This window comes from Streptomyces sp. CB03234 (assembly GCF_001905885.1).
Taxonomy (GTDB): domain Bacteria; phylum Actinomycetota; class Actinomycetes; order Streptomycetales; family Streptomycetaceae; genus Streptomyces.
The window spans coordinates 643699-660514 of the sequence record NZ_LIYH01000004.1; the positions used below are offsets into that span (position 1 = coordinate 643699).

A 16816-nucleotide genomic window follows, 5' to 3' on the forward strand; every position below is an offset into this window, starting at 1 on the left:
GCCGCTACAGCGGCTGGACCACCTCGCCGGACGGGGGAGGGGGCGGCGGCGTCCCGTCACCGAACGGGCGCCCGCCCAGCTCCTCACGGTGGTGCGGGGCGCGCCAGCCGCGCAGATCGGGGCCGCGCGGCACGATCCGCGTCGGGTTGATGTCCCCGTGAACCATGTAGTAGTGCCGCTTGATGTGGTCGAAGTCCACCGTGTCACCGAAGCCGGGCGTCTGGAACAGGTCCCGCGCGTACGCCCACAGGACCCGGTCCTCGGTGAGCTTGGTGCGGTTGCACTTGAAGTGGCCGTGGTAGACCGCGTCGAACCGGACCAGTGTGGTGAACAGCCGGACGTCCGCCTCGGTGATCGTGTCGCCCACCAGGTAGCGCTGCCCGGCCAGGTGCTCCGACACCTGGTCCAGCCGGGCGAACAGCCGCGCGTACGCCGCGTCGTAGGCCTCCTGGCTCTTGGCGAACCCGGCCTTGTACACGCCGTTGTTGACGTCCTGGTAGATGCCCTCCATCCGCTCGTCGATCTCCTCCCGCAGGGCCTCCGGGTAGAGGTCCGGCGCACCCTCGCGGTGCAGGGCCCGCCACTCGGTGGACAGGTCCAGGGTGATGCGCTGGTAGTCGTTGGTCACCAGCCGGCCGCTCGGTACGTCGACGACCGCCGGAACGCTCACGGGGCCGTCGTACTCCTTCTCCCTGGCCTGGTACGCCTCGCTCAGGAACCGGATGCCCAGGACCGGGTCCCGGCCGTCCGGGTCGAGGGTGAAGCGCCAGCTCCGCTCGTCCTGCACCGGGTCGGCGACGGCGACGGACAGGGCCTCCTCCAGGCCCAGCAGCCGCCGCACCACCAGGGAACGGCTCGCCCACGGGCACGCCCGGCTGACGACGAGCCGGTACCGCCCGGCCTCGACCGGCCAGCCGTCCCGGCCGTCGGCGGTGATCCGGTCCGTGAAACGGCTCGCGGACCGGGTGAACTCGGCGGAATCGCGCACGGTGCCTGCCCCTTCTCGTGACGCGGACGGACGCGTGATGCGGGTACCCACCCGGGGCGCGGTGTCACGTGCCGTCGCCGGCGGCGCGCAGTGCCGGGAGGCGGCCGCGGCGGCGCGCACCCGGGTGGAAGGCCAGCACGATCAGCCGGGACCCGGGGGCGGCCAGCGGCTGCGCGGCGCACATGGTCACCCACCCCCGGCCCAGGTCCGGGTGGTGCAGCGGCCGCTCGTCGCCGTCCAGGTGGGTGTAGGCGCTCGCCGCCTCGTACAGGGGGGCGGCCACCGGGTCGGCCAGGACGTCCTGCTCGATCGCGCACAGGGTCTTGTCGGACGGGTCGGCGGCGAGCGCGACCCGCAACTGGGGGAGCACCACGGGCGCCCACGCGGTCTCCCAGTCCGTCAGGACGGTACGGGCCTCCGGCTCGACGGCCATCCACCGCATGGTGTTGGCGGGGACCCGGCGGTCCGGGAAGAGCGCCTCGAAGGGGGCGTTGTGGGCGAGCAGGTTCCAGGAGCGGTCGTTGATGTACGCCGGGTGGCGGACGCCGTCGAGGATCTCCTGCCATACGCCCGGAAGCTCCGCGCCGGAGCGGAAGTCCAGCGGGCGGGGCGGGTCCTGGCCCAGCGCGTACCGCCACAGCGCGATCCACTCCTGCTCGTTCATCCGGAACAGCCGCGCCACGTCCTGCAGGAGATCGACGGGCGGGTTCGGGTAGCGGCCGGACTCCAGGCGGCCGTAGGTGTCCGGGGCGCGGTGCAGGATCTGGTCGATCTGTGCCTGCGAGAGCCCGCGAGCGCGCCTGCCCTGCCGCGTGGGGCGCGACAGGCCCTGGCTCTCCGGCGTGATCGACGCCCGGCGCTCGCTGAGCAGGAGACGCAGTGCAGCCTTGTCCATGACGTTTCTTCCCCAAGGGGGCGGCCGCCGGTTGTGCCGTGGCCGCCGTGGTGTGCCGTGGGCCGTTCCGGGAAGAGGAGCCCGGGAGGGCCACACCGGTACGCTGGCCCGTCGTACGTCAGCGATCAAGCGTCTGTGTGGTGCGTACATGCGCACGGCGCACACACGCAGGCGTCAACGGGGGCATGGGGCGATGGACCAGGACAATTCCGCGCGCGGCCATTCCGGTGCGGGCGCCGGTGCGCCGGCGGGCGCGCGGGACAGCCTGTCGGCGGCCGCGAAGGCGTTGTACGCCCGGATCACCCGGGGCGAGCCGGTCGGCCCGGCGGACGCCGCGCTGCGGGAACTGCTGGCGTGGCGCCTGGTCGCCGTCGACCCCGACCGGCCCGAGGCGCCGATCGCCCTGGACCCCCAGGAGGCGGGCCGGCGCCGGCTCGACGAAGGGCTGCGCGAACTGGCCGCCCGGGCGGCCGGCATGGCCGCCGTACCCGACGTCGCCGACGAGCTCGCGCTGCACTTCGAGCGCGCCAAGTGGCGCTCCGGCTCGGGCAGCGAATTCCTCGCCGAGCCCGAACAGGTCGGCGCCCGGATCGGCGAGGCGGCCGGGCAGGCCGAGACCGAGCTGCTGATCGCCCACCCGCTCGGCCCGCGCGGCACCGACGTCATGGCGGCCGCGCTCGCCCGCGACGCCCGCGCCCTGGCCCGAGGGGTGAGCGTGCGCACCCTGTACCGCGACGGTGAGCGGGACGACCCCGCGACCCGCGACCGGGTGACCGGGCTGACCGCGAAGGGCGCCCAGTTCCGTACGCTGGCCGCCCCCTTCCAGAGCTGTGTCGTCGTCGACCGGCGCCAGGCGTTCATCCCCGACCACGTGGTCAACTCCAGTCCCACGTACGCCGCCTGGCACGTCATGGACCGGGCCCTGGTCGCGTTCATCGCCGAGGGGTTCGAGGACGCCTGGCGCCGCGCCGACATCTGGCACGGCGACGCCCGGCGGGCCGTCCCCGACGGCGGCGCTGGACTGACCCACCGCCAGCGCGAGATCCTCATCGACACGGCGGCCGGCATCGACCAGCGCATCACCGCCCGGCGCCTGAGCATCGGCCTGCGCACCCTCACCAAGGAACTCGGCGTGCTGCGCGCCCGCTGGGGCGCCCCCACCCTCGCGGCGCTCGCCTACCAGTGGGCCCTGTCCGCCGAGCGGCGGCGGATGGCCGACGAGGCGGCCGGGCCGGAGGGGTGACGATCCGGCCTCCGGTGGCCGCGCGATGGCCGAAGGTTTTTCACCGAAGAAGCATCAGAAGAAATCGCTGGAGGATTGCTGCATCCTGGACGAGTTGATCGGCACGCCCTCCGGGTACCGGCCGGTCCACGAAACCGCTATTACGGGGGGCGTTGTCCGCGCCTCATGCCAGAAACGGGCAACGCAGGGCACGGGCAGCGTGTCCTGCCGGGCATCGCGTGGATACCGCAAGGTCGAGCCAGGGCCTTCCGGGCCGCCACACCGAATCATCGGTACGTCCCCCGTGATAGGGCGGCCTCCAGTCGGCCGAGGGGCAGTTGACCGCAGTGTCTCCCCCAAGGTCTCGGCTTCGCTCGGTCAGCGGGATCCCCATGCCGCTGCCGCGGCGGGCCGCTCACCGAGCCGGCCCGATCGACCGGACACGCCCTAACTGTCCGGCGCCAGCCGCGTGCGGGTCCAGGTGAGCAGGTGCTCGGCGGGCCAGGTGTTGATCACCCGGTCGGCCGGTACGCCGCACTCCTCGGCGCGCGCGCAGCCCAGGATCTGCCAGTCCAGCTGCCCCGGCGCGTGCGCGTCGGTGTCCACCGCGAAGAACACCCCGGCGTCCACGGCCTGCCGCAGCAGCCGCCGCGGCGGGTCCAGCCGCTCCGGGCGGCTGTTGATCTCCACCGCCGTCCCCGACTCGGCGCACGCCGCGAAGACCCGCTCCGCGTCGAACTGCGACTCCGGCCGCTTCCCGCCCACCAGCCGACCCGTGCAGTGCCCCAGCACGTCCACCAGGGGATTGCGTACGGCCTTCACCATCCGCCGCGTCATCGCCGGAGCGTCCATCCGCAGCTTGGAGTGGACCGAGGCGACCACCAGGTCGAGCCGGTCGAGCAGCTCGTCCTCCTGGTCGAGCGAGCCGTCCAGCAGGATGTCGCACTCGATGCCGGTGAGCATCCGGAACGGCGCCCACCGCTCGTTGAGCTCCGCCACCACGTCCAGCTGCTCCCGCAGCCGCTCCGCCGACAGGCCGCGGGCCACCGTCAGCCGGGGCGAATGGTCCGTCAGCACCACCCACTCGTGGCCCAGCTCCGCCGCGGCCCGCCCCATGACGTCGATCGGGCTGCCCCCGTCCGACCAGTCGGAGTGCGTGTGGCAGTCGCCCCGCAGCGCCGCCCGCAGCGCCGCGCCCGGCCTCTCGTCCGGCGAGTCCCCCAGCTCGCTCTCCAGCCGCCGCAGATACGCCGGTACGTCCCCGGCGAGCGCCTCCCGCACCACCTGCGCCGTCTTCGGCCCCACGCCCCTCAGCTGCTCCAGGGTCCCGGCCGCCGCCCGCCGCGCCGCCTCGCCCTCACCGAGCGCGGAGAGCGCCGCGGACGCCGTACGGAACGCCTTGACCCGGTACGTCGGTGCCAGCGAGCGCTCCAGCAGGAAGGCGATCCGGTCCAGCGCCTCGACGGGGTCCATCACGGGCCTCCTCTCCTGTCCGGGCCCATCCGCGCCTCTCCGGGCCGCGACGACGGGCCGATCTCGCACCACACCGCCTTGCCCTCACCGCGCGGCTCCACACCCCACCGCAGCGCCAGCGCGTCCAGCAGCAGCAGCCCGCGCCCCGAGGTGGCCGCCTCACCCGGCGTACGGCGCCGGGGCCACGCGCTGGAACGGTCCTGCACCGTCAGCCGCACCCGCCGCACCGGTTCCGGCAGCACCTCCAGGGTCAGCACCGCGCCGCCCTCCGTGTGCAGAAGCACATTGCCGAGCAGCTCCCCGGTCACCAGCTCGGCGTCGTCGGCGAAGCCGCGCATGTCCCAGTCCCGCAGCGCCCGCCGCACCACCGCCCGCGCCTCCGACAGCCCCTGCGGGTCCGCCTGGTGGATGTACTGGTGGATGCGCGGCGCCCGCGGCGTACCCGGGTCGGGGCTGCGCCGCAGCACCAGCAGCGCCACGTCGTCGCCCGCCCCCCAGCGCTCCCAGAACCGCTGGGAGAGATGGTCCGCCAGTGCCTCCGCGCCCGGCGGCCCGCTGCTCACCGCCGTCTCCAGCGCGGCCATCCCCTCCCCGATGTCCACCCCGGGCTGCTCGACCAGCCCGTCCGTGCACATCACCAGCGTCTCGCCGGGCACCAGGTCCAGCCGCGTCTCGGGGAACTCCTCGTCCCCGAAGACCGACGCCACCCCCAGCGGCAGGCCGCCCGGCAGCTTCGGCTGCCCCACGCGCCCGTCCGTGTGCCGGATCAGCAGCCCCAGGTGGCCCGCCCGCACCGCCCGTACCGTGCCGGAGTCCAGGTCCACCTGCGCGTACGTACAGGTGGCGAACCGCTCCGTGTCGAGTTCGGCGAGGAACCGGGAGGCCCGGGCCAGCACCGTGGAGGGGGCGTGGCCCTCACCCGCGTACGCCCGCAGGGCGATCCGCAGCTGGCCCATGATGGCGGCGGCGTGCGTGTCGTGGCCCTGGACGTCGCCGACCACGATGCCGACCCGCCCCCGGGGCAGCGGGATCACGTCGTACCAGTCGCCGCCGACCTGCCGGCCGCTCCACGCCGAGTGGTACCGCACGGCGATCTCGCCGCCCTCGACGGCCGGGATGCGGCGGGGGAGCATCGTGGCCTGGAGGCCGGTGGCGAGCTCCCGCTCCTCGTCGAAGAGGATCGCCCGCTGGAGCGACTGGGCCACGATGGCGGCCAGGCCCAGCGACAGGTTCCGCTCGTCGGCGCTGAAGGCGGTGCGCCCCCGGTAGAACAGCGCCATCCCGCCGAGCGTGCGCGCCTGGGCGACCAGCGGCAGGTAGGCGGCCGCCCGGAACCGCAGCCGCCCGGCGTACGGGGCGAGCACGGGATAGTCCTTGATCAGTTCCTGGAACGAGCTGCTGAACAGCGGGCGCCCGCTCAACACCGTCTCCGCGAGCGGCATCCCCGGCTCCAGGCGTCGCATCCGCAAATGTTCCAGGACGTCGAGGGACTCGCCGCTGAGCGCGATGATGTTGAGCGAACCGTTCTCGACCAGGCCGAGCGCGAAGCCGTCCGCGCCCAGCCGGGCCAGGCCGCCGGGGCCGGTCAGCGCGGCCGTGACGTCGTCCACCGTCACCGCCCGGGACAGCGCCTGCGTGGTGCGCTCGACCATGTTCGTCTGCCGCTGCCTGCGCTTCTCCAGCTCCAGTACGAACGCCGAGTGGGTGATCTCGGACGTGGCGTCCCGGACGATCCCGACGATCCGGTGCGCCCGGCCGTCCCGGTCGCGCAGGATGCGGGCCTGGACGTGCGTCCACTGCACCGACCCGTCGTCGAGCGGGATCTGGAACCGCGCGGCGTACGAGGACCGGCCGCTGACCAGCGCCTCCTTGATCACGGCGTCCAGGCGGGCGCGCTCCTCCGGTTCCAGCCGGTGTACGAGGGAGGCGGGCCGGGAGTCGAACGTGCCGGGCGCCAGGCCGAACACCAGCAGTCCCGCCTCGTCGATGTCGATGGTGCCCGCGTCGAGGTCCCAGTCGAAGCTGCCCGTGCGGTTCATGGCGAGCCGCTCGGTGGGCCCGATCTCGCCGCTGTGTGCCCGGTTGTCCGTCATCCCCCTCATTGTCGAGCCGGTCAGGTGGGAACGCCAAGGCATCGGTCCGGCCGGGTGGGCCGTGCGGACGGGCCCGGCGGCCGTCCCGGTGGGTTGACGCCTCAACCGCCCCTGCCTATCTTCCTGTTCGAAGTCCTGGTCAATGTCCGATATCTCGAACAACTGAAGAATCCAGGAGCACACACATGGCACCCATACGGCCGAGGCTCGTCCTCGCGCTGGCGGCCCTCATGGTGGGCACGGTGATGGCCGCCCCCACCAGAGCCGATGCACCGCCCCCGGCCGACTACTCGCTCACCGTGTCCCCCGACCGGGCCGGACCGGCGATCGATCCGACCATGTACGGCGTCTTCTTCGAGGACATCAACAACGCCGCCGACGGCGGCCTGTACGCGGAACTCGTACAGAACCGCTCCTTCGAGTTCGGCCCCGCCGACAACCGGGCCTACACCCCGCTCACCGGCTGGCAGCAGACCGCGACCGGCGGTGCCACCGGCACCGTCCAGGTGGTGAACGACGCCGAGCGCCTGAACGAGCGCAACCGCCACCACCTGCGCCTCGACCTCGCCGGAACCGGCGGCGTGGCCGCCCGCTTCGGCGTCGTCAACAGCGGCTACGGGGCCGGGATGGCGCTCAAGGCGGGCGCGCGCTACGACTTCTCCGTCTGGGCGCGTACGGACAGCGGCGCGGGCACCCGCCTCACCGCCGAACTGCGCTCCTCCGACGGCACCGTCCTGTCCTTGCCGCTCGGCATCACCGTGCGCGGCGACCGCTGGACCAAGTACACCGGCACGCTCACCACCAAGGTGACGGCCACCGGCGGCCGCCTCGCCGTCACCGCCGCCGGCGGAACCGGCCCCAGTACCGTGCGCCTCGACATGGTCTCGCTCTTCCCCCGCGACACCTACAAGGGCCGGGCGAACGGGCTGCGCAAGGACCTCGCCGAGAAGATCGCCGCCCTGAAGCCCGGCTTCCTCCGCTTCCCCGGCGGCTGCCTGGTCAACACCGGCAGCCACCGGGCGTACGAGGCCCCGGACTGGGAACGCCGCCGCTCCTACCAGTGGAAGGACACCATCGGCCCCGTTGAGCAGCGGGCCGTCAACGCCAACTTCTGGGGCTACCACCAGAGTTACGGGCTCGGCTACTACGAGTACTTCCAGTTCGCCGAGGACATCGGCGCCATGCCGCTGCCCGTCGTCCCCGCCCTCGTCACCGGCTGCGGCGAGAACAAGGCCACCGACGACCCGGCGCTGCTGCAGCGGCACATCCAGGACACCCTCGACCTGATCGAGTTCGCCAACGGACCCGTCACCTCCGAGTGGGGCCGCAAGCGGGCCGCCATGGGCCACCCGAAACCGTTCGGCCTGACCCACCTGGGCGTCGGCAACGAGGAGAACCTGCCCGATCAGTTCTTCGCCCGCTTCACCGCGTTCCGCGAAGCCATCGAGGCGAAGTACCCGGACATCACCATCATCTCCAACTCCGGCCCCGACGACGCCGGAGGCGTCTTCGACCGTGCCTGGCAGCTGAACCGCGAGGCGGGCGTCGACATGGTCGACGAGCACTACTACAACAGCCCGCAGTGGTTCCTGGAGAACAACGACCGCTACGACGCCTACGACCGCCAGGGCCCCAAGGTCTTCCTCGGCGAGTACGCCTCCCGCGACAACCGCTTCTTCAACGCGCTGTCCGAAGCCGCCTACATGACCGGCCTGGAACGCAACGCCGACGTCGTCAAGCTCGCCTCCTACGCCCCGTTGCTCGCCGACGTGGACAACACCCAGTGGCGCCCCGACATGATCTGGTTCGACAACCACCGCTCCTGGGGCTCGACCAGCTACGAGGTGCAGAAGCTGTTCATGAACAACACCGGTGACCGGGTGGTGCCCAGCCGGGCCACCACCACGCCGGCCGTCTCCGGGCCCATCACCGGCGCGGTCGGCCTGTCCACCTGGGCGACGAGCGCCGCGTACGACGACGTGGAGGTCACCGCCGCCGACGGCACCACCCTCCTGAAGGACGACTTCTCGGCCGGTGACGCCCGCTGGACGCGGGCCGCCGGACGCGGCGACTGGGCGGTCGTCGACGGCGCGTACGTCCAGTCCGACACGGCCGCCGAGAACACCCTGGTGACGGCGGGCGACACCGGATGGCACGACTACGACCTGCGGCTGAAGGCCACCAAGAAGTCCGGCAAGGAGGGCTTCCTCATCGCCTTCGGGGTGCGCGACACCGGCAACCACTACTGGTGGAACCTGGGCGGCTGGAACAACACCCGCTCCGCCGTCGAGAAGTCGGTCGACGGCGGCAAGGAGACGCTCGTCGACAACGGCACCACGATCGAGACGGGCCGGACGTACGACCTCCGCGTCACGGTGCGCGGCCGCCAGGTCACGCTCTACCTCGACGGCGAGGTGTGGGGCAGCTTCACCGACGACAAGGCCGCCGAACCGTTCCGGCAGGTGGTGACCAGGGACAAGGGCGACCTTGTCGTCAAGGTCGTCAACGCCCAGGCCACGCCCGCCCGGACCCGGATCGATCTGGGAACGGCGAAGGTCGCCCCCACCGCCCGGCTCACCACCCTCCAGGGGGCGCCGGACGCCGTGAACACCGTGGACGCCCGGCCGGTGCGGCCCGAGGAGTCGACTCTGCGGGGGATCGGCAAGGAGTTCACGTACACCTTCCCGGCGCACTCGGTCACCTTCCTGCGCATCAAGACCGGGTAGAGGTTCCGAGCCGTTTCACTACTCTGGCCGGGGAGGGCGCACCTGCCCTCCCCGGCCCTTCCGCTTCCGCGTCGAAGCGCTTCGACGCATTCTCTGGACAGGTCATCGTGGCGGCTCTAATCTCGGGTGAGCCAGTCGAAGCGCTTCGACTCCCTGCCGCCTCATCCGACCTGGAGAGCTGAATGGTCACCCTTGCCGACGTCGCTCAGCATGCCGGAGTCTCCGCCAGCACGGTGAGCTACGTCCTCAGCGGCAAGCGGTCCATCTCCGCCTCCACCCGCGAACGCGTCCAGCGCAGCATCGAACAGCTCGGCTACCACCCCAACGCCGGCGCCCGCGCCCTCGCCAGCAGCCGGTCCAACATCATCGCCCTGATGATCCCGCTCCGCACCGACATGTACGTACCGGTGATGATGGAGATCGCCATCGCCGTCGCCACCACCGCCCGCGCCCACGGCTACGACGTCCTGCTGCTGACCGGCGAGGAGGGCCCCGCCGCCGTACGCCGCATCGAGGGCAGCGCGCTCGCCGACGCGATGATCCTGATGGACGTGGAGCTGGACGACGACCGGCTCCCGCTGCTGCGCGAGGCCGCCCGGCCCGGCGTCCTCATCGGCCTGCCCGCCGACACCACCGGACTGAGCTGCGTCGACCTGGACTTCGAGGCCGCCGGCGCGCTGTGCGCCGAACACCTGGCCTCCCTCGGCCACCGCGAGATCGCCGTCATCGGCGAGGCCCCCGCCGTCTACGAACGCCACACCGGCTTCGCCGAACGTACCCTCGCCGGCCTCCGCGACCGCAGCCACGACCTGGGCCTCCGCCTCCTGCACCGCCCCTGCGAGGGCAGTTACGCGGCCGTCGCCGCCACCCTCGCCCGCGTCCACGACGAACGACCGGCCACCACCGCCTTCGTCGTCCAGAACGAGGCCGCCACCGACCCGCTCCTCGCCCTGCTCCGCCAGCAGCGCCGCGCCGTTCCCGAGGACGTCTCGGTGATGGCCATCTGCCCGGACCAGGTCGCCGCGCACGCCTCCGTACCGCTCACCTCGGTCGCCGTACCTGCGCAGAAGATGGGGCAGTACGCCGTCCAGCAGGTCGTCGCCAAGCTGGAGGGGCGCGGCACCGACGAAGTCGTCCTGCTCCCACCGGAGCTGACCGTCCGCGACAGCACGGGCCCCCTCAGCGCACGCTGAACCGCAGGACGCGCTCCTCGCCGCCCACCAGGGTGAGCGCCTCCGCGCCGTCGGGCCTCCTCAGATCGATCCGCGCCGTACGGGACGGCCGGATCGTCGCCGTGCACGTCCCCTCGCCCCACACCAGGTCCACCTCGGCGCCGAAGCCGGTGCGGATGCCGCGCAGCTCGCCCGCGCGATGGGCGGCGGGCAGCGCGGGCAGCAGGACGAGCCGGTCCGGCGTGGACTGGACGAGCATCTCGACCAGCAGCGCGGGCAGGGCGTGCGCGGCGTCGGCGTTGTAGACGTCCCGCCCCGGGTAGTGCGCGCTCATCAGCGAGACGTGGAAGAAGTCGCCGCCCAGGACCCGGCCGAGAGCGGCCGCCGCCCGCTCCCCGTCCCGCAGCCGCGCGGCGACCAGCGCGTGGTGGAGGTGACCGTGGGCGGAGTCGTTCTCGGCGCCGCGCAGCTCCAGCGCCCGGTGCGCGGCGCGGGCGAGCCCCGGGGTGTCGTACGGGTTGATCTCGCCGAGCGGCCACACCGGGTACAGGTGGCTGAGGTGGCGGTGGACATAACGGTCGCCCAGGCCCGGCCACGCCCACTCGGCGAGCGCGCCGTCCTCGTTGATCCGGTAGCCGGGCAGCCGGCCGGCGAGGGCGCGCAGCCGTGACGCGTGCGCCGGGTGGTGGTCCGCCGCCGTGGTAAGGGCGTGGCGGGCGGCCGCGATGTCCATCGTCGCGTTGAGCGCGCCCCAGCTTCCGCCCACGGGCCGGTTCTCCGGGGAGTACGAGGGCACGATCACGAGCCGCCCGTCGGGGCCGGTGCGGGTAAGGAAGTCCTCGTAGAACAGGGCCACTTCGGCGAGGGCGTCCGTCAGGCGGGCATCGGTGACGCCGGTCGTCCCGGCGGCCTCCAGCAGCGGGTGCAGCAGCCAGCCCGCGCCCGCCGTCCACAGGTGCAGCGGGTAGGCGCGCTGGAAGTGGTACGTGTGCCCCGACACGCCGTCCGTGTGGGACGGCGCCACCACGCCCCGGGCGCCGAAGATCACCCGGGCGTTGTCCCGCCAGTCCGCCAACTGCCCGTACACCAGGGCGGAGTGGGCCTCGGTGACCTCCGGGAGGGCGGCGGCCGCCGCCGACGCCACCTGGAGGTTGAGGTTGGCGTTGGTGGTGAACGCCCCGGACCACGCGGTGTTCCAGTCGCCGGTCCACAGGCCCACCAGGCGGGGCGGCAGCATGCCGCTCGCCGACAGCAGGTGGTAGCGGCCCGCCGCGAAGAGCCGCTCCACCAGGGCCGGGCTCGTGGCCTTCGAGAGCAGCTCGCCGCCGGGCAGCGCACGGTCGGCGGGGCTGCCGCCCAGATCCAGCACGACCCGCTCGTACGCGGTGCGGTGCAGCCGCTCGTGCCGGGCGAGCAGCCGCGCGTACGCGTCCAGGGGCGCCTCCGCTCCGGCCGTCAGGGCGCGCAGGGACGCCGCCTCGGCCGGGACGTCCAGGTCACCGGTGTGGCGGCGCACCCGCGTCAGCAGCAACAGGCCCTCCGCCCCCTCCACCTCGATGCCGCCCGGGCCGACCGAGGTGCGGCCACCCGCGACGACCGCCCGGGTCACGCCCGTGTACGACAGGTCGCTGCCGGGGTAGCGGGCCCGCAGGGTGAGGAGCGCGCCGTCCGAGGACAGGACGGTGCCCCGCCCCACCGCCAGGGCGCCCGGGGCCCCCGGCAGCCGGGGGTCGAGGGTGACCGTGGCGGTGACGGGGCCCCCGCCCACGTACTGGACGATCACGTCGTCGGCGCGGGAGACGAACACCTCGCTGGTGCGGCCGGTGCGGACGGACCGCACCACACCGGTCGCGAACTCGACCGAGCGGCGGCAGCCGCCCGTACCGGGGCCGTCCCGCCGTACTCGTACCTGGAACGCCGGATGGAAGGCGCCCACCCAGCGCAGCTCCCGCCCGTCCGTGAACCGTTCGGCGGCCTCCGAGTCACCCGCCAGCAACCGGTCCTGGAGCCCTGGCAGTTCGGCGGCGAGCCGGGGCGGGGCGGTGTCCTCCACCGGCCGCACCAGCGCGTGGTGGTTGACGACCACCCGCTCGTCGTCCGGATCGCCGAACACCATGGCGCCGTGCCGGCCGTTGCCGCTCAGGAAGGCGTCCTCCCAGCGTGCCGCCGGCCGGGGCTCCCACGTGCCGTGCACCGGGCCGCTCACCGGGCCCCTCACCGACCGGTCTCCCGCAGCACCGCCACCCCGTACCGCTCCAGAGCGACCGCCCCGCGCACCTCCGCGCCGGTCAGCACCTCGCGGTACGCACCCGGCACGCCCACCCTGACCGGCTCCCGCCCATGGTTGAGGACGAACAGCAGCTCGCCGCGCCGCACCGCCTCCACGCCCGCCGGCAGCCCGTCCAGGACCGGCCGTACGCCCGCCTCCCCGGCCACCCGGGCGAGCAGGTCGCGCAGCGCCGGCGGCACCGGCAGCGTCGACACGTACCAGGCCCGGCCATGGCGCAGCACCGCCGGGAGCCCGTCGAGCTCCCCGCCCCGGTACGCGGAGACCACCTCCCCGCCGTCCGCCGCCAGCTCCTCCGACCACAGGGTGCCGTCGAAGCCGTCGCACCCGACGGTCTCACCCGCCTCCAGCGGCCACCACTCGTGCACCGTGCCGATGCCGAACAGCGCCCGCAGCCGCGCGTCCATGCCGCCCTCGCGCACCCGGTCGTCCCCGTCGGCGACCCCCGTCAGGAAGCCGGACACCAGGGTGCCGCCGCCGCGTACGTACGCCACCAGGTTGTCGATCGCCCGGTCGGTGAGCAGGTACAGGTGCGGGGCGACGACCATCCGGTAGCCGGTCAGGTCGTGCTCGGGGTGGGCGAAACCGGTGGCGAGGTGTGCCTCCCACAGGGCGCGGTGCCAGGCCCGTACGACGTCCTCGTAGGCGACCTCGGTGGACAGCCGGCCGTCCTGCCGCCCCGCCCACCACGAGTCCCAGTCGTGCAGGACGGCGACCTCGGCGGTGGTGCGCGTGCCCGCCACCGCGGGGGCCAGCACGGCGAGTTCGGCCCCGATCCGCTTGACCTCCTGGAACGTACGGCCCCGCTCGCCCGCGTGCGACACCATCCCCGAGTGGAACTTCTCCGCGCCCTGGCGGGACTGGCGCCACTGGAAGTAGCAGATGGCGTCCGCCCCGTGGGCGACGGACTGCAGGGACAGCAGCCGGTTCAGGCCGCGCGGCCTGGGGTGGTTCACCCCCCGCCAGTTGACCGGGCCCGCCGCCTGCTCCATCACCATCCACGGGCCGCCGCCCGCCTGCGAGCGGGTCATGTCGCCGATCATCGCGTTGTACTGGCCGCCCAGCGGGTCCTTCGGATCGGGGTAGACGTCGACCGACACCACGTCCTCCCGGCCCGCCCACGCCCACCCGTCCTGCCCGGACCACAGCGGCATGAAGTTCGTCGTCACCGGGATGTGCGGGGAGTGCCCGGCGACGATGTCGCGCTCCGCGACGTAACACTCCATCAGCGCGTCCGACGTGAACCGCGCGAAGTCCAGCGTATGGGCGGGGTTGCGCAGGTACTGGGCGCGGCGCGGCGGGATGATCTCGTCCCAGGTGTCGTAGCGCTGGCTCCAGAAGGCCGTGCCCCACGCCTCGTTGAGGGCGTCGAGGGTGCCGTGGCGGGCGCGCAGCCAGCGCCGGAAGTGGCGGGCGGTCTCGTCGCACCAGCAGTGCGTGCAGTACTCGTTGTTGATGTGCCACAGGGTGAGCGCCGAGTGCGCCCCGTACCGCCGCGCCAGGTCCTCGGTGATGGCGGCGGCGTACGAGCGGTAGGTGGGGGAGCTGGGGCAGAAGTGCTGGCGCGAGCCCCACCACACGGTCCGCCCGTTCTCGTCGCGCGGCAGCGTCTCGGGGTGGCGGGCGCCCATCCAGGGCGGGGGAGAGGCGGTCGGGGTGGCGAGGACGACCCCGATGCCGTGCGCGTGCAGCAGGTCCATCAGCCGGTCGAGCCACCCGAAGTCACGGGCGCCGGGGCGCGGTTCGAGCCGGGACCAGGAGAAGACGCCGAGCGTGACGGAGTTGACGCCGGCGTCCCGCATCAGCCGGACGTCGTCCTGCCAGGTCTCCTCCGGCCACTGCTCGGGGTTGTAGTCGCCGCCGAACAGCAGCCGGCCGCGGGTGGTGTCGTCGAGCGAGGGCATCGGGCGGGGTCTCCAAACGGGTTCGGCGGGGGCCGGGGCTCAGCCCTTGACGGCGCCGGTGAGCATGCCCTTCCTGAAGTGCTTCTGGACGAAGGGCGACGCGATCGCGACCGGCACCAGGGCCAGCACCATGACCGCCATCTGCACGGACAGCGGCGACAGTTGATTGGTCTTGATCATCTGCCCGAGCCCGGTGGGGGGTTCCTGCTTCTGCACGATCTGGATCATGACGTTCTGCAGCGGCATCATGTCCTGGTCGGTGAGGTAGATGGAGGCGTTGAACCACGCGCTCCAGTACCCGACGGCGTAGAACAGCGAGATCACCGCCAGCACCGCCCGGGACAGCGGCATGACGATCCGCCACAGGATCCGCACGTCGCCCGCCCCGTCGATCCGGGCGCTGTCGATCAGTTCCGGCGAGATGTTCATGAAGAACGCCCGCAGCACCAGGATGTTGAAGACGCTCACCGCGCTCGGCAGGATCAGCGCCAGATAGGTGTCGGTCAGTCCCAGCGCCTGCACCAGCAGATACGTCGGGATCAGTCCCGCGCCGAAGAACATCGTCGCCAGCAGGGTCATCAGCACCCAGCGGTGTCCGAGCGACCCGGGGCGCGACAGACCGTACGCGCACAGCACCGACACCGTCATGCTGAACAGCGTGCCCACGGCGGTGACACCGAGGCTGACCAGCGCCGCCCGCTGCACCTGGCCCCCGCCCAGCAGCTCCTGGTAGGCGACGAACGTGATGTCCCTCGGGATCACGACCAGGCCCCCGGCCCGGCTGATGGTCCGCGGCGTGGACAGGCTGGTGACGATCACGATCCACAGCGGGAAGAGGACCGCGAGGCACGCGCCGGCCAGCACGATGCCCTTGCCCGCCAGGCCCGTCCTGCTCGGCGGCTCCTCCCACACCGGCCGGGGCGGCGCGGCCCACCGGCTCACCGTACTCACTTCCGGTACACCCCCTGCTCGCCCATGAGATGGGCGACCTTGTTGGCCGCCAGGACCAGCCCCAGCCCGACGACACCCTTGATGAGGCCCGCGGCCGCGGCGTAACTGAAGTCCTGGTTGCGGATGCCGTTCCACCACACGTACGTGTCGAGCACCTCGGCGGCGTCCGGGCCCACCGCCTCACGCTGGAGCAGCAGTTGCTCGAAGCCCACGGTCAGCGCGTCACCGACCCGCAGCACCAGCAGGAGGGCGATCACCGGACGCAGCGCGGGCAGCGTCACGTGCCACATGCGCCGCCAGCGCCCGGCCCCGTCCATCGCGGCCGCCTCGTACAGGTCGTTGCTGACGGACGACAGCGCGGCGAGGAAGACGATGATGCCCCAGCCCGCGTCCTTCCAGACGCCCTCCGCCGTCACCAGGAGCTTGAAGATCCCGGGGTCGGTCATCAGGTCGAAGCCCTCGATGCCGTGCTCCCGCAGCGTCTGGGCGATGATGCCCGCGCCGCCGAAGATCTGCTGGAAGACGGTGATGACCAGCACCCAGGAGAAGAAGTGCGGCAGGTACAGGATCGCCTGGGCGACCGCGCGCACCCGGGGGCGGACGATGCTGTTGATCAGCAGTGCCAGCAGGATGGGCACCGGGAAGAAGAGCACCAGCTGGAGGAAGAACAGCACCAGGGTGTTCTCCACCGCCCGCCAGAACGCCGAGTCGGCGAAGATCCGCTCGAACTGGGTGAACCCGGTCCACGGGCTCTCCAGCATGGCGATGAAGCCGTTCTCGCTGAGATACGGGTCGTAGTCCTGGAACGCCACGACATTGCCGAGGATCGGTACGTAGGTGAACACCAGGACCAGCAGCAGCGCGGGTGCGGTCATCAGCAGGAGGGTGCGGTCCCGCCGCCACCTGAGCCGCCGGCTCGGCTTCCCGGCGGTTCCGCCGCCGCCGCGGCCGTCCGGACCGGGCGGGTTCCCGGCGTCGGGCGCGGGAGCCGCCGGGCGGGGCGGCACGCCGTCACCGGGCGCGCCCCGCGCACCGCGTGCGTCCGCGGGGTCTTCCCGGGCCGGGCCGGGCGGGCCCGGCACCGTGCTGTGCTGCGACACGGTTT

At 72.9% G+C, this 16816-nt stretch carries 11 protein-coding genes; 3 read left to right on the plus strand and 8 right to left on the minus strand.

The genetic code is table 11. The features are described from left to right. Positions 1–4 precede the first annotated feature (4 nt). The gene (locus tag AMK26_RS19970; RefSeq protein WP_241837974.1) at positions 5–988 is read right to left on the minus strand and encodes a glutathione S-transferase family protein; all 984 of its coding nucleotides are present in this window, start codon (positions 986–988) and stop codon (positions 5–7) included. Between the two features lie 64 nt (positions 989–1052). Continuing rightward, a complete protein-coding gene (locus tag AMK26_RS19975; RefSeq protein WP_073756038.1) occupies positions 1053–1883 on the minus strand; it encodes an MmyB family transcriptional regulator in 831 nt (276 codons plus the stop codon). Between the two features lie 193 nt (positions 1884–2076). Here AMK26_RS19975 and AMK26_RS19980 point away from each other — a divergent pair, with 193 nt between their 5' ends. Continuing rightward, positions 2077–3126 (plus strand): hypothetical protein, encoded by a 1050-nt coding sequence (locus AMK26_RS19980; RefSeq protein WP_073756039.1) that lies wholly within the window; start codon positions 2077–2079, stop codon positions 3124–3126. 426 nt (positions 3127–3552) lie between these two features. Here the strand turns inward: AMK26_RS19980 and AMK26_RS19985 are convergent, their stop codons facing one another. Next, complete coding sequence (locus AMK26_RS19985; RefSeq protein ID WP_073756040.1) at positions 3553–4578, minus strand: PHP domain-containing protein; 1026 nt, start codon at positions 4576–4578, stop codon at positions 3553–3555. After that, positions 4578–6671, minus strand: a complete 2094-nt coding sequence (locus AMK26_RS19990; RefSeq protein WP_073756041.1) for a SpoIIE family protein phosphatase — start codon at positions 6669–6671, stop codon at positions 4578–4580. Before AMK26_RS19990 ends, AMK26_RS19985 begins: the two co-directional genes overlap by 1 nt. Before the next feature lie 185 nt (positions 6672–6856). Between AMK26_RS19990 and AMK26_RS19995 the strand changes: the two genes are divergently transcribed. Both AMK26_RS19995 and AMK26_RS20000 read left to right on the plus strand, forming a co-directional pair. Next, entirely contained in the window at positions 6857–9397 is a 2541-nt protein-coding gene (locus AMK26_RS19995) for an alpha-L-arabinofuranosidase C-terminal domain-containing protein (RefSeq protein WP_073756042.1), read from the plus strand. A 182-nt stretch (positions 9398–9579) separates the two neighbouring features. Next, positions 9580–10590: a LacI family DNA-binding transcriptional regulator gene (locus AMK26_RS20000; protein WP_073756043.1), complete on the plus strand. Its 1011-nt coding sequence runs from the start codon at positions 9580–9582 to the stop codon at positions 10588–10590. Here AMK26_RS20000 and AMK26_RS20005 read toward each other — a convergent pair. The 4 genes from AMK26_RS20005 to AMK26_RS20020 are packed head-to-tail and all read right to left on the minus strand — an operon-like array spanning position 10577 to position 16811. Beyond that, positions 10577–12775, minus strand: a complete 2199-nt coding sequence (locus tag AMK26_RS20005; protein ID WP_073756044.1) for a glycosyl hydrolase family 95 catalytic domain-containing protein — start codon at positions 12773–12775, stop codon at positions 10577–10579. The genes AMK26_RS20000 and AMK26_RS20005 overlap by 14 nt on opposite strands. Before the next feature lie 8 nt (positions 12776–12783). Next, positions 12784–14760 (minus strand): beta-galactosidase, encoded by a 1977-nt coding sequence (locus AMK26_RS20010; RefSeq protein ID WP_073756045.1) that lies wholly within the window; start codon positions 14758–14760, stop codon positions 12784–12786. Positions 14761–14799: 39 nt separating this feature from the next. After that, on the minus strand, positions 14800–15711 hold the full coding sequence (locus AMK26_RS20015) for a carbohydrate ABC transporter permease (protein ID WP_073756046.1): 912 nt from the start codon (positions 15709–15711) through the stop codon (positions 14800–14802). Next, the gene (locus AMK26_RS20020; protein WP_073756047.1) at positions 15708–16811 is read right to left on the minus strand and encodes an ABC transporter permease; all 1104 of its coding nucleotides are present in this window, start codon (positions 16809–16811) and stop codon (positions 15708–15710) included. Before AMK26_RS20020 ends, AMK26_RS20015 begins: the two co-directional genes overlap by 4 nt. Between the last annotated feature and the right edge of the window lie 5 nt (positions 16812–16816).